The sequence below is a fragment of the Actinomyces sp. HMSC065F12 genome (assembly GCF_001814535.1).
GTDB lineage: Bacteria > Actinomycetota > Actinomycetes > Actinomycetales > Actinomycetaceae > Pauljensenia > Pauljensenia radingae_A.
Window position 1 is genome coordinate 49,530 of record NZ_KV816945.1, and the last position, 14,793, is coordinate 64,322.

12 protein-coding genes and 1 riboswitch are annotated in these 14,793 nt (G+C 60.5%); of the genes, 9 read left to right on the forward strand and 3 right to left on the reverse strand.

All coding sequences use genetic code 11. The features are described 5' to 3' along the window. Positions 1-7: 7 nt before the first annotated feature. Positions 8-95, forward strand: a riboswitch (TPP riboswitch). From thiM to HMPREF2975_RS01600, 4 genes are all read left to right on the forward strand, one after another. Continuing rightward, positions 85-885, forward strand: coding sequence for a hydroxyethylthiazole kinase (thiM, locus tag HMPREF2975_RS01585; protein WP_070725350.1), 801 nt, complete (start codon positions 85-87; stop codon positions 883-885). Its footprint overlaps the riboswitch before it by 11 nt. A 13-nt stretch (positions 886-898) precedes the next feature. Continuing rightward, positions 899-1,582: a thiamine phosphate synthase gene (gene thiE / locus HMPREF2975_RS01590; protein ID WP_070725352.1), complete on the forward strand. Its 684-nt coding sequence runs from the start codon at positions 899-901 to the stop codon at positions 1,580-1,582. Between the two features lie 129 nt (positions 1,583-1,711). Continuing rightward, positions 1,712-2,512, forward strand: a complete 801-nt coding sequence (gene thiD / locus HMPREF2975_RS01595; RefSeq protein ID WP_070725354.1) for a bifunctional hydroxymethylpyrimidine kinase/phosphomethylpyrimidine kinase — start codon at positions 1,712-1,714, stop codon at positions 2,510-2,512. Further along, positions 2,509-3,165: a TenA family protein gene (locus HMPREF2975_RS01600; protein WP_070725356.1), complete on the forward strand. Its 657-nt coding sequence runs from the start codon at positions 2,509-2,511 to the stop codon at positions 3,163-3,165. Before thiD ends, HMPREF2975_RS01600 begins: the two co-directional genes overlap by 4 nt. Positions 3,166-3,264: 99 nt before the next feature. Here HMPREF2975_RS01600 and HMPREF2975_RS01605 read toward each other — a convergent pair whose 3' ends face one another. Then, positions 3,265-4,245 (reverse strand): 1,4-dihydroxy-2-naphthoyl-CoA synthase, encoded by a 981-nt coding sequence (locus tag HMPREF2975_RS01605; protein ID WP_070725408.1) that lies wholly within the window; start codon positions 4,243-4,245, stop codon positions 3,265-3,267. 52 nt (positions 4,246-4,297) lie between these two features. Between HMPREF2975_RS01605 and argF the strand changes: the two genes are divergently transcribed. Beyond that, entirely contained in the window at positions 4,298-5,308 is a 1,011-nt protein-coding gene (gene argF / locus HMPREF2975_RS01610; RefSeq protein ID WP_227469112.1) for an ornithine carbamoyltransferase, read from the forward strand. On the opposite strand, the gene HMPREF2975_RS01615 is transcribed toward argF, so the two are convergent. Then, positions 5,265-5,609 (reverse strand): hypothetical protein, encoded by a 345-nt coding sequence (locus HMPREF2975_RS01615; protein ID WP_070725357.1) that lies wholly within the window; start codon positions 5,607-5,609, stop codon positions 5,265-5,267. The genes argF and HMPREF2975_RS01615 overlap by 44 nt on opposite strands. A gap of 26 nt (positions 5,610-5,635) precedes the next feature. Between HMPREF2975_RS01615 and HMPREF2975_RS01620 the strand changes: the two genes are divergently transcribed. The 4 genes from HMPREF2975_RS01620 to HMPREF2975_RS01635 all read left to right on the forward strand — a co-directional run bounded on the left by HMPREF2975_RS01620 (position 5,636) and on the right by HMPREF2975_RS01635 (position 13,061). Then, on the forward strand, positions 5,636-6,739 hold the full coding sequence (locus tag HMPREF2975_RS01620) for an o-succinylbenzoate synthase (protein WP_070725359.1): 1,104 nt from the start codon (positions 5,636-5,638) through the stop codon (positions 6,737-6,739). Beyond that, positions 6,736-8,412 (forward strand): 2-succinyl-5-enolpyruvyl-6-hydroxy-3-cyclohexene-1-carboxylic-acid synthase, encoded by a 1,677-nt coding sequence (menD, locus tag HMPREF2975_RS01625; protein ID WP_070725361.1) that lies wholly within the window; start codon positions 6,736-6,738, stop codon positions 8,410-8,412. Before HMPREF2975_RS01620 ends, menD begins: the two co-directional genes overlap by 4 nt. A gap of 66 nt (positions 8,413-8,478) precedes the next feature. Further along, positions 8,479-10,392, forward strand: coding sequence for a S1C family serine protease (locus HMPREF2975_RS12720; RefSeq protein WP_227469104.1), 1,914 nt, complete (start codon positions 8,479-8,481; stop codon positions 10,390-10,392). Positions 10,393-10,469: 77 nt separating this feature from the next. Continuing rightward, entirely contained in the window at positions 10,470-13,061 is a 2,592-nt protein-coding gene (locus HMPREF2975_RS01635) for a glycoside hydrolase family 31 protein (RefSeq protein WP_070725363.1), read from the forward strand. A gap of 431 nt (positions 13,062-13,492) precedes the next feature. Here HMPREF2975_RS01635 and HMPREF2975_RS01640 read toward each other — a convergent pair whose 3' ends face one another. Next, complete coding sequence (locus HMPREF2975_RS01640; protein ID WP_070725364.1) at positions 13,493-14,779, reverse strand: isochorismate synthase; 1,287 nt, start codon at positions 14,777-14,779, stop codon at positions 13,493-13,495. Positions 14,780-14,793 lie beyond the last annotated feature (14 nt).

Sequence of the window (14,793 nt, forward strand, 5' to 3'; positions counted from 1 at the left end):
CATTGTGATCAGTGACACGGGGTGCTTCACGCTGAGATCAAACCCGTTGAACCTGTCCAGATAATGCTGACGAAGGAATGTCCGATGGAGAATTTCCATACCCAATGCGTCGACGCTTTACACGCTGTCAGAACACACCACCCGCTCGTTGGAGCCATCACCAACTCGGTGGTCACGAACTTTACGGCCAACGCCCTGCTTGCCATTGGGGCAGCACCGGCAATGGTCGATATTCCCGGCGAATCCGGCCCCTTTGCCGCAATTGCCAATGCTGTGCTGATCAACCTGGGAACCCCGACGCCGACTCAGTGCGAAGCCGCGCTGGAGTCCGCCACCAGCGCCAACGAAGCGGGCACGTGCTGGGTTCTTGACCCGGTTGCCATCGGGCCACTGCCGGTGCGCACGCAGCTCGCGCATCAGCTGGTCGCCCTCGGCCCGTCAATTGTGCGAGGCAACCCGTCGGAAATCATTGCTCTGGCAGGGCTGGGAGAAGGCGGCCGCGGTGTTGACTCCGCTGATGCGGTGGACGCCGCCATCGATGCCGCCCGCCACATCAACAGCGAATATGGATCGTTGGTGGCTGTGTCCGGCAAGTCCGATGCGATCGTCTCAGCCGACGCAATCGTGCGTGTCGAGGGTGGCTCAGATATGCTGACCCGCATCACTGGGGCGGGATGCTCGCTTGGCGCGCTGGCCGGCGCGTTCGCCTCTGTGGCTCGGACCCAGCTTGACGGTTTGGTTGCTGTTCACGCACTGTATGCGGCGGCCTCGGAAATCGCGGCGGAGCGTGCACGCGGAACCGGCACGTTCCAAATGGAGTTCCTCGACGCGCTGGACAACTTCCGCGATGAGGACTTTGAACGCGTCACCATCATCGCGCAGTGAGGCCAGGGCAGTGATGAACAAGGCTGTCTCATCCCTCGACCTGAGCATCTATCTTGTCACGGACGCAGACATGTGCCACGCTGCGGGACGCACCGTTGCGCAAACGGTGGCAGAAGCTGTCGCCGGAGGAGTGACATGCGTGCAGCTTCGGTGTAAAGACGCTGAGTCACTGGATTTCTTCAACGAAGTGATGGAAGTGGCCGACGCTGTCGCTGACTCGGTCACACTCCTGATCAATGATCGTGTGGACGTATTCCTGGCGGCACGCCTGGCAGGTGCGAACGTTGCAGGCGTTCACGTTGGACAAACCGACTTGCCGGTTGCCCTTGTCCGCAAGCTGATCGGCCCCGAGGCCATCATCGGTTTGTCGGCCTCCACCCCTGAGGAACTGAAGGAAGCCGAAGAGAACCCGGGGCGCGTCGACTACATCGGCATTGGCGTCGTGCGTGATACTTCCACGAAAACCGATGCTCCCGAGGAACATGGCATCGATGGAACAGGACAGATCGCACGCAGCACACACCTGCCGTCGGTGGCAATCGGAGGCATCAAAGCACCGGATATGGCACCGCTGGCACGTGAAGGATTGGACGGAGCGGCCGTCGTGTCCGCAATTTGCCTAGCACCCGACGCGCGCGAAGCTGCACGCGAACTGGCAGATCAATGGGCAGAAGGCCTGCGCAGCGCGGGTCACTAACCACCCAATTCAGACCCCGAGGAAGGGACTCAGCACTTGCCGGCCATGTACCCAGTGCTCCCGCCAGCTCATGATCCAAGCCCCGAATGGCAGCACATGCATCATCCATGCGATGAAGGAGAACATTTTATGAAAACAGTCAAAGCCCTAACAATCGCCGGATCGGACCCCAGCGGTGGGGCAGGCATTCAGGCAGATCTCAAATCGTTCAGCGCCTCAGGAGCTTACGGAATGAGTGTCATTACGGCGCTGACCGCCCAATCGACGCAAGGAGTGCGAGGCGTGTTCCCCGTCCCGGTGGACTTCGTGCGCCAACAGATGGACACCCTGCTGGACGACATCACTCCGGACGCCACGAAAGTGGGAATGGTGGCAAGCACGGAACTTGCGGCCGCAATCGGTGAGTATCTGCCACGCCTTTCGAACACGATTTTTGACCCCGTCATGGTGGCGACCTCCGGTGACCGACTGGTTGACGAGGACGCAGTTGACGCTGTACACGACCTGTGCATGAAAGCTGACCTGATTACCCCGAATCTGCACGAAGCAGCCGTGCTGCTGGATTGCGATGTGGCGACAACGCTGGACGAAGCAACCGACCAGGGCAAGGAACTTCTCGCGCGCGGCATGACCCGCGTCCTCATCAAAGGCGGACACTTGACCGACACGTCCACAGACGTGCTGATTGATGGTGACGGGGTCACATTCCTGAAGGGGACGCGTGTTGACACACAGAACACTCACGGCACCGGATGCACGCTGTCCAGTGCCATAGCGGCCAGACGCCCCCGCACAGACACCTGGGTTGATGCGATTGCTCAGGCGAAGGATTACTTGACGCGCGCGCTCCTGGCTGCCGACTCGCTCGATGTGGGCAGGGGGCACGGTCCCGTTCATCACTTTGTCGACCTGTGGAAGGAGGAATCATGAGTTTTACCGACCAGGTATGGCAGCGCATCGAACCGGTGCGCAACGCGATCAGTGAGCATCCCTTTGTCTGCGCACTTGCCGACGGGTCGCTTGAGCTGGAGACATTCCACGAGTACCTACGCCAAGATGCGTTGTACCTGATCGACTATTCGCGCGCCTTGTCCGCACTGGCAGCCGGCGCCAGTGACGCTGACGAAGTGACGTTCTGGTCGGGGTGTGCGCATCAGACAATGGTGGATGAACGTTCGCTGCACGCCTCGCATGTGGATGTCCTCGAGGGGGCGACCATGAACCCCACATGTCGCGCCTACATGTCATTCCTGCTGGCCAGCACGCATGCCGAGACGCAGGGGGTTGGCATTGCAGCAGTGCTGCCATGCTTTTGGCTCTACGATTTCGTCGGGCATCGGCTCCGCGAGGGTGTCCACTCCGAGGATGAGCTGGACGCACACCCCTACGGTGACTGGATCAGAACCTACACGGGGCCAGAATTCGAGGAAGCAACACGGCGCGCAAAGGACTACGCGGACCAGTATGCGCAGGCCAGCGACGAAGCGGGTCGTGAGCGCATGGCCGAAGCATGTGAAGTTGCGTCGCGCTATGAGTGGATGTTCTTCGACGCTGCGTGGACAGGTCAGCAGTGGCCACTGTAATGCGCGAGGCCACCGACAGTTGTCGGCCGGCGCAGTGAGGTCACCCGACAACGGGCCACGCGTCAGCAGTATGAATGGCCAGCTGTCAGCCGGCCGGCTTTAGTAGTAGTACGGGAAGGTCGACCAGTCGGGGGAGCGGTGCTCGAGGAACGCGTCACGCCCCTCCTGAGCCTCCGCCGTCATATACGCCATCCGGGTTGCCTCCCCGGCGAACACCTGCTGCCCGGCAAGACCATCGTCAGCCAGATTGAACGCAAACTTCAACATGCGGATCGCCTGTGGAGACTTGCCGGCAACCGTGCGCGCCCACTCCAGCGCCACGTTTTCCACATCCTCATGCGGCACCGCACGATTGATGGCTCCCCACGCCTGCGCCTCAGCCGCGTCATAGCGGCGAGCCAGGAAGAAAATCTCGCGTGCGCGCCGATCACCGACCTGACGGGCCAGCAGCGCCGAACCGTACCCCGCATCAAAGGACCCCACGTTGGCATCCGTTTGCATGAACTGAGCATGTTCGCGGGAAGCGACCGCCAGATCACACACGACTCCTAATGAGTGACCGCCACCGGCAGCCCACCCGGTAATTGCAGCGATCACGACTTTCGGACAGGTGCGGATCAGGCGCTGAACCTCCAAAATATGCAGACGTCCCGCCCGAGCCGGATCGATCTGCTCACGCCGGCTCGACACATCGGCGTCCGCGTCAGCACCATCCACCTCGTAGCGGTACCCGTCGTTGCCTCGAACACGCTGATCACCACCCGAACAAAACGCGTAGCCACCGTCACGGGCAGACGGCCCGTTGCCAGTCAGGATGATCGCGGCAACATCACTGCTCATCCGCGCATGATCCAGACAGCGGTACAACTCATCGACAGTCAGCGGTCGAAAAGCATTGCGAATGTCTGGGCGATCAAAGGCAATACGAACCCAGGGCAGATCTTGTCCGGCTGCCGCTCCGTCGCAAGATCCGCGCGAAATTCCGCGATGATACGTCATGTCGGTCAGGTCCTCGAACCCCTCGACAACACGCCAGCGATCAGGATCGAAGGTGTCGGACACAAATGGAAGAGCACTCATGACCTCCACACTAGCGGCTAATCTGGAAGCCATGAGTACAGATCTGTCATCCATGCTGCGCCCCGGACAATCCCTGCTTCGTGAACTTGACTTCACGCGCGAAGAATGGGACAACCTGCTATGCCTGTCAGCAGCGCTGAAAGCAGCCAAGAAGAATGGCACTGAACAACAACTCATGAGTGGACGCAACGTCGCCCTCGTCTTTGCGAAAACATCGACACGCACGCGCTGCGCATTCGAGGTCGGGGCAGCAGACCAGGGAGCCCACACCGTTTACCTCGATCCGCAAGGCTCACAGATGGGACACAAAGAATCCATCGAGGACACCGCTCGTGTGCTGGGACGTATGTTCGACGCGATCGAGTACCGCGGTGACGACCAATCAGTTGTGGACACGCTGGCACAGTACTCAGGCGTTCCGGTATTCAACGGCCTGACCGACCAATGGCACCCCACGCAGATGCTGGCTGACACACTCACGATGAGAGAACACAGCGAGGGCGTGGACGACCACGACATTGCCTACGCCTACGTCGGGGACGCGCGTTTCAACATGGGGCGGTCCCTGTTGGTGAACGGCGCGATCCTCGGCATGGACACCCGCATCATTGCACCGAAGGAACTATGGCCACCGCAGGACGTCATCGAGGCGGCTCAGGCACGGTCCGACGAGTCGGGTGCGCGTCTGACCATTACCGAGGATGTGGACGCAGTCGCTGGCGTCGACTTTGTCCACACGGACATCTGGGTGTCGATGGGGGAGCCTAAGGATGTGTGGGCGCACCGCATCGACCTGCTGCGCAGCTACCGCGTTGACGAAGCGCTCATGGCACAAGCCGGTCCCGATGCGAAATTCATGCACTGCCTGCCGTCATTCCACGATCTGAAGACCACCGTCGGACAGCAGATCTTTGACGAGTTTGGCCTGGATGGAATCGAAGTTTCCGACGAGGTGTTTGAGGGGCCGCGCTCTATCGTCTTCGATCAGGCCGAGAACCGCATGCACACGATTAAAGCTGTTATGGTCGCCGCTTTGGGTCGGAGTGATACCACGAAGGCGTGAGCCACGACGGCAACGGCTTTCGTCCAAAGGCCATCATGGAGACGACAATACCGGCTATGAGGAGCAGAGCACCTGCCGCGCCTGTAATCCAGCGGCCAGCGGGGTTGGGAATCATCGACCCCAATGCGAGGATACTGATGCCGAGCAGCACGCCAGCCAGGCCCGGGATCGTGGCGAACGCCATTTTCTCATCCACCAGTCCGTTCGCGTTCTGCCACCATCGTGAACGCGGAGAATCGGTACGCAGCCACAGTGCCGCTGCCAGCACCACCAATCCGAAGAGCAAGGCAATCAGAATCATGATCCCACCCTACGTGGAGGGCTGCGATGTTACATAATGACCACTCTCAAATCTCAGGCGATCCGCTTCGCGAAAGATCGGGCGCTTCATGCGCGATCGAACAGGTCCGCATCGCTGAGCTGGCACCGGCCACGCGCCGCACGCTGGACGCTATCGACACCGTCCTGATCTACCACACGCCGCTCATCACGCGCTTTCGTGGAGTCACGGAGCGAGAAGGCCTCCTGCTGCACGGCCCTGAAGGCTGGTCAGAAGCGGCGCCGTTTTGGGATTATGGCCCGCCTGAATCCTCACGGTGGCTGATGGCCGCCCTCGAAGCTGCAACGCAGACGCCGCCCACGGCCCGGCGCACCAGCGTCCCCGTCAATGTCACGATCCCTGTCGGAACGCCAGCTGAGGCAGCCGAGCGTGTGCAAGCCAGCGGAGGATGTGCGACCGCCAAAGTGAAGGTGGCAGACCCGGGGATGACTGTGGACCAGGACTGTGAACGCGTTGCCGCTGTTGCCCGCGAGCTTGCCCGCATCAGCGATGATCCGCATGTGCGCATCGATGCCAACATGGCGTGGGACGTGCCCACTGCTATCGCGGCGATTACTGCGCTGCACGAAGCAGCGGCCAGCGCCGGTGGCCTGGAATACGCGGAACAACCGTGCCGCACAGTCGAAGAGCTGGCGCGCGTGCGGGCCCGCGTTGACGTGCCAATAGCCGCTGACGAGTCGATCCGACGTGCCGAAGATCCCTATGCCGTTATTCGTGCCCACGCTGCCGACGTGGCGATCATCAAGCTTGCCCCGCTGGGAGGGGCGCGCGCAGCACGTGAGATTGCTGAACGAGCTGGCATCAAAGTAGTGGTCTCCTCCGCCCTCGAATCATCCATTGGGCTGGCGCGCGGCCTCCAACTGGCGGCTTGCCTGCCTGTCGAAACGGCGTGCGGACTGGCAACTGCGCAACTGTTCGCTGCTGACACCGTGCGCGAACCGCTCAAAGTGGAGTCAGGCCGAATTCAGGTGCATGACATGAGAGTGGATGAGAAATTGATTGACGCATGCCCCCTGCCGGCCGGATGCCGGGACAGGTGGATCGACCGATTAGACGCCATGTGCGCCGTGCTGAATGAGGAACGCCAATGACTCAGTCACTTCGCCTTGCTCTTGGAATCGTTCGTGCGCTCGCAGCTCACGGTGTGCGTGACTTCGTCTACAGTCCCGGGTCGCGATCAGCCCCGTTCGCCTATGCGCTTGACGCGTGTGAGCGCCACCTCGATATCCGAACGTGGATTGTGCTCGATGAGCGTGATGCCGCCTTCTTTGCAGGCGGCCTGTCTCGCGCCGACGAGTTGGCCACACCTGACTTCACTCCTGCGGCACATGAGCCTCGGCCCGTTGCGCTGATCATGACGTCAGGTGGAGCCGTTGCCGAGATGCACGCCGGCATCGCCGAAGCTCACCATTCCCATCTGCCGTTGATCGTGGTCAGCGCTGACCGTCCCTTCGAAATGCGATCCGTGGGAGCTTCGCAAACGACGACGCAGGCGGGGATCTTTGCCTCGCACGTGTCGATGACGTGTGACATTCCCGCTGATACCACTGCTGACCGGGCTTTGACGGCCCGCGTTGGACGCCTCGTCGCTGCCGCTCGCGGATGGTCAGCCACCGATCGCGGCCCGGTCCACCTCAATGTCGCACTTCGTGATCCTCTTGCACCTGCCAGTGCGGGTGACGTTGAGAAAATCCTGATGGACGAGGGTGACCCCGCCGTTTCTGCGACCCGCTTCTTCTTATGTGAGCGTGAGCCGGTCGCGTGGCGGCAGGTGGTGGATCCGAATCTGCGTACTGTGATGATTGCCGGCGACGGTGCGCATCGCGACAGCGCCGCATGGGCTGAACGCGCCGGGATCCCGCTGCTCGCTGAGCCGACCAGTGGGCTGACGGGAAGCTCCGCGTGGATTCCGCATCAGCAAAGCATTCTCAGTGACAGTGACGTGCTCAGCCAGATCGAGCAGGTCATCGTGACGGGGCGACCGACGCTGTCGCGCCCTGTTTCCAGGCTTCTTGCGCGCGATGATATTCGCATCGTAGTGGTCAGCGAGCATACGGAATGGCCAGATGTTGCAGGCAGGGCGAGCAGTGTTGTGCCCTCGCTGTGTGATGTGCCTCTGGGCGAGGGGGGCGAGTGGCGTGACTCTCTGCGTGAGCGTTCAGGGTATGCCGATGATGCGCTCGATCCCGAGCAGTTCTCTATGCTCACTGTGGCGGACCTGATCTGGCGCGACACTGGAACCGACGTACTGGTTCTGGGAGCATCGAACACTGTGCGTGCTTTCGACCTGGCGATCCGTACGCCTGCCCAGGCGAGCGTCGTGTCGAACCGCGGTCTGGCCGGGATTGACGGCACGATTGCCACGGCGTGGGGGTGCAGTGCCAACGGTGCGCGCGTGCGCGCGGTGATGGGGGATCTGACTTTTTTCCATGATGCGTCGGCACTGGCGCTTCGCGGTGGTGGAGCGCTGTCGATCATTGTTCTGGACGATCAGGGCGGATCCATTTTCGCCTCGCTTGAACATGGACAGGCACCTCAATCGATGTACGAGCGATGGTTTGGCTGCGCGCAGAGCGTTGATATCGAATCACTATGCCGAGCCTACGGGTGGTCCTACTGCGCGGCCGTGAGCCTGGATGATGTGGCAGAGGCCCTGGCGCTCCCCATCGATGAACCGTCTGTGATTCATGTCAAATTGACGAGGGATGCTGACGGTATGCGGAAAATTCTCACACCTTCACGTTCTCAGAAAACTTCCAGATAACCTTCAGGTCATCTGGAAGATCCCTTGTCATACTGGGCATCACACAGACCAGAAAAAGAAGGACGTATGACAAACGAGCAATTTCCTCGATCTGAATTCAATGATCAGAACGAGACACCAGATGGGCGCGACGCTTACGCGCCACAGGAAACCTCTGACCACTCGTCGGCATATATGCCGCCGAGTGACCTGCCGCGTTCGAAAAGCGATAGCGCCGAACGGGGCGATCTGGGTGAACAGAGTGATCTCAAGGAGCGAGGTTATCAGAGCGATCAGAGAAATCAGGGCGATCAGGGATATCAGGGCCAGTCGAGTGAGCAAACCGGGCAGAGCCGGCAGGTTCAGCAGGGATCCCGATATGCCTACGGGTCGCCCTCGAACTCGACGGAATATATCCGCCCGGACGGGCCCAGCTACGCAGGGCGCGGTTCTTCGGCCTACGCAGGCGGCAGCGATGGCTTCGTAGCCCCGAGCTCCCAGTCGTATGGAGAAAGTGCGGCGAGTGGCCAGAGCCAGTCGTACGGGCACAGGCAGTCGTATGACCAAGGTGAGTCACCTGAGCGCACGCAATACCTGCAGGGCGGCCAGTATTCACGAGCTAGCCAGTATGCTCAGGGGGCGAACGGCCAGTACACGCAATCTGGCCAGTATGCAGGTGCGTCACGAGGTGACCAGTACTCGCACGATTCCCGCAATCCCTATGCATCACCGAACCCAGAGTCTGGATCCGCTTCCTATGGTCGCGTCGCCACTGCCGCGCCGGCATCCTCGACGAAACGTGCACGAAAGACGCGGAAGAATGGCCCGGGCTGGGGCGCAGTTGCAGCCGCGATGCTTGTGGCCGTTGCCCTCTCTCTTGGCGGCGCGTGGGGGATTAATGAATTTGTCGGTTCAGATAATTCGACGGCAACCGCTACCAGTTCGCAGAGTTCGCACGCCTCGCAACAGCCTGCACCTGTCATCAGCAGTGATGCGACGTGGGCAGAAGTTGCGGCAGCGGTCTCTCCCGCAACGGTGTCCATCAACGTCCAAGGCGGGCAAACAGCCGATATCGGCTCTGGCGTCGTGTACGATTCAGCCGGTCACATCGTGACGAACTACCACGTTGTGTCAGCGGCCGAAAATGCCTCAAATGGTCGAATCAGCGTGACCTTGTCTGACGGGCGAATCTATGCCGCCGAAATTGTCGGCGTCGATTCGAGTACCGACCTGGCCGTGCTGCAGATTGTGGATCCTCCCGCAGACCTGTCTGTCGCCGCATTCGGGTCATCTGCGGATGTCCAGGTGGGACAGGACGTGATGGCGATCGGATCGCCACTGGGTCTGTCTTCAACCGTCACTACCGGCGTCGTTTCAGCACTCAACCGCCCAGTCGAGGTGGCAACCGAACAACAGGACAACCAGCAGCAGATCGACCCACGTGACCCCTTCGGACAGCTTCCTCAAAATCAGAACAAGGAAACCAGTCCCTCGGTCATCACCAATGCGATTCAGGTGGACGCCTCGATCAATCCGGGAAACTCCGGCGGACCGCTCTTTGACGCCCAGGGCAAAGTCATCGGTATTAACTCATCGATCGCATCTATGGGCTCAGATTCCTCATCTGCAGGCTCGATCGGACTTGGTTTCGCAATTCCATCGGACCTCGTGAAGTCTGTCGCTGAACAGATCATCGCGAACGGACAAGTCGACCACGCTGTGTTGGGTGTGCTCATTACAACCGGCACAGCCACAGTCGATGGCACCACGCGCATGGGTGCCGCCATCAGCGAGGTCAACAATGGGTCAGCCGCGGCCGAGGCAGGGCTGAAAGCTGGTGACGTCATTACCGCCGTCGACGGTAATGCGGTTGAATCCGGAAAGTCTCTGACCGGCTACATTCGCCGTTACACTGGAGGCGACCACGTCGCCATCGAATATGTGCGTGACGGCAAACTGGCCAGTGCAGATGTGACACTCCAATCGCAGATCCAGAAATAGAAATGCCAGGATCTATGCTCGTGTCAACATCTTGTTAAACGGGTCAATATCTCCTGAACTTGGAAGGATACAGCGCCATGGTGGCCGACTCACTGTTCAGTATGGACAAAATAGGGGCACGCCCCTCGATGGATCCGCAGCGAACAGTGAGCGGGCCCCACTGGCGCATCGGCATCATCACCGACCGGCTGATCCGATTCGAATGGTCCGACACCGACGAATTCGTTGACGACGCCACTCAGATCGTTCTGAACCGCAGTTTTGGGGATACTCCAAAATTCCGCGTCACCCGGCGCGACGGGCGCGTCCTGATCGATACGGACGCTGTGCGTATCACCTACGACGAAAAACCGTTTTCCCGTTTCGGGTTGTCTGCGTTTATCAAGGGCGTGGGATCCACCTGGCGTTTCTCGGAACCGGCTCGGGCCAACCTGGGCGGCACCGCCCGTACACTCGACCAGATCGACGGTCCTGTTGAACTGGACGAAGGCCTCGCAGCATTCGACGGGTGGGCTGTGATCGATGATTCCCAGTCCAACCTGATCCGCGAAGTCAGCGAAGTTGACGGGCATGACAACGCATTCGGTACGTGGGTCCAGCCCCGTAATCCGGATGAGCCGTCCGGAGCGACACCCTCGTCGCACGACTTCTATCTGTTTGCCTACGGGCATGATTTTGCGGACGCGGTGCGCGACTTCTATCAGCTGACAGGCCCGACCCCGCTGCTGCCGCGCTTCACACTGGGCAACTGGTGGAGCCGCTACCACGCCTATTCGGACGAGGAATACCGTGAGCTCATCACACGCTTTGAGGACGAGCGCGTGCCGCTTACCGTTGCCGTAATCGACATGGACTGGCACCTTGTCCACGACATTGACCCGAAGTACGGCACCGGATGGACTGGATTCACATGGAATCGTGACCTGTTCCCGCAACCTGAACAGTTCCTCGATTGGCTCCATCAACGGGGGCTGCGCACGACGCTGAATCTGCATCCGGCCGACGGGATCCGTGCCTTTGAAGAGGCGTACCAGCGGGTCGCCACACGCATGGGAATCGATCCGGCCAGTGAGGACCCGGCCGAATTTGACCTGACAGATCCGCGCTTCATGCAGATCTACTTCGAAGAAGTCATTCACCCCATGGAAAAGGAAGGGGTCGACTTCTGGTGGCTTGACTGGCAGCAAGGCGGAACAACCCGTCAGCCCGGCCTGGACCCGCTATGGATGATCAACCACCTGCATTTCCTCGATTCCGCGCAGGCAGGGGAGCGTCCGCTGACCTTCTCGCGTTACGCAGGGCCAGGCTCACACCGCTACCCGGTTGGATTCTCCGGCGACACGGTCGTGTCGTGGGACTCGCTCAAGTTCCAACCCTTCTTCACATCCACGGCCTCCAACATCGGATACTCCTGGTGGAGCCACGACATCGGCGGACATATGTTCGGTGTACGCGACGAAGAACTGGAGGCACGCTGGTACCAGTTGGGCACCTTCAGCCCGATCAATCGCCTGCACTCCACTGAATCAGCTTTCAACTCAAAGGAGCCGTGGAACTTCCACGACGAGACGCGCAGCGTGATGAACCAGGCACTTCGTCTGCGCCACCAACTGATTCCCTACCTGTACACGATGAACAGGCACACCGCTTACGAGGGGCGGCCGCTCGTTGAGCCGATGTACTGGCAGGCACCCGAGACTGCCGATGCCTGCGATCACCCGCACGAATTCCGCTTCGGTTCGCAGCTGCTGGTCGCTGCCATCACTGATCCACGCGAGCACGACACGATGAAAGCCCAGGCCGACGTCTGGTTCCCGCGCGGCACGTGGTTCGATTTCTTTACAGGTCGACGCGTCGAATCTCGCGGTGAAGCCGGCCGTCGCCTGCGCGTATGGCGCGATCTGGATTCTTACCCGGTTTTCGCTCCCGCAGGCGCAATCATCCCGCTGCAGGATAACGCGCCCGACCAGCTCAACAATGTTGACAACCCCGAGCATCTGCGCGTCATCGTCATGCCCGGTGAGAATGGTGAGTTCGTCCTGTGGGAAGATGACGGAGCCGCACAGGAAAATGTCGCATGGGCCGCAACCACTCTTTCACTGAACTGGTCGCCTGCCGATGATTCCGACACGCGTACCTTCACCATTTACCCGCCTGCCGACCATGTCGACGTTCTCCCGGCCACGCGCACGTGGACCCTCGTCTTCCGCGGCGTTGCGCCCATTGACGAGGGTGACGTGACGATCACCGTCAACAACGCCAAGGTTGCCTCTGAACGCGTGGCGCTGACCTACTGCAACAAGACCTTGTCCTATGAAGTCACGATTGCTGACGTTCCGGCAGATCAGCAGGTTACGGTTGAGATGTCTGCGGAAGCACTGACAGTGGCGGACGATCCGTGGTTTGATGACGCATTCGACCTGCTGTTCAAGGCGCAGATCGGCTATCCGGCCAAGGAACGCGCGATCGAGATGATTCGTGAGGAAGGTGAACGCGCTTTGGGCGGCCTCGCCTCTTTGGGTGAGCCAACCCCGACAATACAGTGGCCGCACAAACCCGAATACCTTGTGGTTCCTGACAGCGTGCGCAGCGCTCTCGATGAGATCCTGACCCGAACCTCCCGGCCGCATGTAGTTCCCGCATGTCCGCCAGCATCGTCATCTAGGTAGAGGCTCTTTTCACGCATCGCCCGACTGTCGGCGCACGACCCCCTAGATTTAAGGCTGAATCGTGCACATTCCCCTAGATTTTCGATCTTTTTGTGCACATACCCCTAAATCTTCGGCATTTTGTGCACATACCCCTAGAAGAACCGCGACCGTCCGCTGGCGCTCTCCGCGCAACACCCCGTGACCTGCGCATATGGGAAAGCGATGAAATGGCGAACCGCCTTTTCTAGGGGTATGTGCATTCTGGCGAGACTTTTTAGGGGTATATGCACGTGCGCCCGCCAGTTTGAGGGGTCGGTGCACGCACGCCCGCACCGACGTGACCACGCCGCGCCGCCGAAGCGTCGTCACCGAGGCAACCACACCACGCCGCGCCGCACGGCCGCCGATACTTCCGTTAGGCGGATACCACCAGTACCCAATCGCGCAATCTACACGCCCAGCGCGTCCAGAACAGGGGACATCTTCGCGCGCGTTTCGGCCAGTTCCATCTCCGGCACGGAGTCAGGCATGATGCCCCCACCAGCGAAGACACGGATCTGTGTGCGCTCACGCGTGAACTGTCCGCATCGCAACGCAATGCCGAACTCACCGTCGCCATTCGCATCGACCCAGCCCACCGGGCCTGAATAGCGGCCGCGACGCGTCTGCTCGAAGGATTCCAGCAGATCGTACGCCAGTGTTGTCGGTGTGCCGCACACCGCTGCCGTGGGATGTAAAGCAGCCACCACGTCGAGGAGGGAGTGATCCGGCACAACAGCGTTGACTTCGGTTGCCAGGTGAATGACGTTTGGAAGTTCGATCACGCTAGGCTCGGGCGGGCACTCGACGGACGTGGCCATCGGTTCGAGGCGGCGGGTGACAGATTCAACGGCCAGCGCGTGTTCACGACGATTCTTATCTGACGACATCAACTCGTCAGCATTTCCGGGAGCTGCAGTGCCAGCCAGGACGCGCGAGTACACATGATCAGCTTCTTTAGACGCCAATATCTCCGGTGTGGCGCCCACTAAACCGGCAACGGCATATGTCCAGGTCGAAGGAAACTGCTCGTGCAACTGGGTGACCAGGTATCGCTCATCCATAGCGGTCGGACTGTCCACGACCATGTCGCGACTCATCACCACTTTCGATGCTGCTCCCGAGTTCAGGCGCCGGATCACGCGGCGCACCGCGCTGAGCCACTGGTTCTGCGTCATACGCCCGGCCTGTGTCATCAGTCCTTTCGGCGTAGTCAGCTGCGTACTGAGCGCTGCCTCGGCAAGAGCGGAGGCAGCCTGAATCGGATCAGCAGGATCCTGGTCGAGTGCCGTCGTGATCACGAAGCGCGCGCCATCGCGCTCGACGATTGCGGTGTGCGGAATGATCAGGACACCGCGCGTATTCCATGCAAAACCGAACGAGGCCAATGCAACCGGTCCACAAAGGCGTGAGCTCCCCTCGTCAATTGTCGAATCAGTATCGACGAGGGCGTCCTGGCACACGTTCGTCCACTCTGACGACGCCTGCCTGATGGCCTGTGTACCTGTCACAGTGATCGTGGCAGTGCGCCCATCGGCAACGATCGAACAGCGATCTCCCAACCACGTCAACGCGTCTGCAGGGCTGGGCAGCAGTGAGGCCAGCGGACGCGTCGCACAGAGGTGTGAAGGCGGTAGTGATGCAATAGAGACGTGGAGTTTGCCATTGAGAGATACGGAACCGAAAGTGCCAGACATGAGGCCATCGTATC

Excerpts from the sequence above, each read along its gene's own strand:
- thiD (WP_070725354.1), top strand. The coding sequence starts at position 1,712 with ATGAAAACAGTCAAAGCCCTAACAATCGCCGGATCGGACCCCAGCGGT.
- HMPREF2975_RS01605 (WP_070725408.1), bottom strand. The coding sequence starts at position 4,245 with ATGAGTGCTCTTCCATTTGTGTCCGACACCTTCGATCCTGATCGCTGG.
- thiE (WP_070725352.1), top strand. The coding sequence starts at position 899 with ATGAACAAGGCTGTCTCATCCCTCGACCTGAGCATCTATCTTGTCACG.
- argF (WP_227469112.1), top strand. The coding sequence starts at position 4,298 with ATGCTGCGCCCCGGACAATCCCTGCTTCGTGAACTTGACTTCACGCGC.
- HMPREF2975_RS01600 (WP_070725356.1), top strand. The coding sequence starts at position 2,509 with ATGAGTTTTACCGACCAGGTATGGCAGCGCATCGAACCGGTGCGCAAC.
- menD (WP_070725361.1), top strand. The coding sequence starts at position 6,736 with ATGACTCAGTCACTTCGCCTTGCTCTTGGAATCGTTCGTGCGCTCGCA.
- HMPREF2975_RS01635 (WP_070725363.1), top strand. The coding sequence starts at position 10,470 with ATGGTGGCCGACTCACTGTTCAGTATGGACAAAATAGGGGCACGCCCC.
- HMPREF2975_RS01615 (WP_070725357.1), bottom strand. The coding sequence starts at position 5,609 with ATGATTCTGATTGCCTTGCTCTTCGGATTGGTGGTGCTGGCAGCGGCA.
- HMPREF2975_RS01640 (WP_070725364.1), bottom strand. The coding sequence starts at position 14,779 with ATGTCTGGCACTTTCGGTTCCGTATCTCTCAATGGCAAACTCCACGTC.
- HMPREF2975_RS01620 (WP_070725359.1), top strand. The coding sequence starts at position 5,636 with ATGTTACATAATGACCACTCTCAAATCTCAGGCGATCCGCTTCGCGAA.
- thiM (WP_070725350.1), top strand. The coding sequence starts at position 85 with ATGGAGAATTTCCATACCCAATGCGTCGACGCTTTACACGCTGTCAGA.
- HMPREF2975_RS12720 (WP_227469104.1), top strand. The coding sequence starts at position 8,479 with ATGACAAACGAGCAATTTCCTCGATCTGAATTCAATGATCAGAACGAG.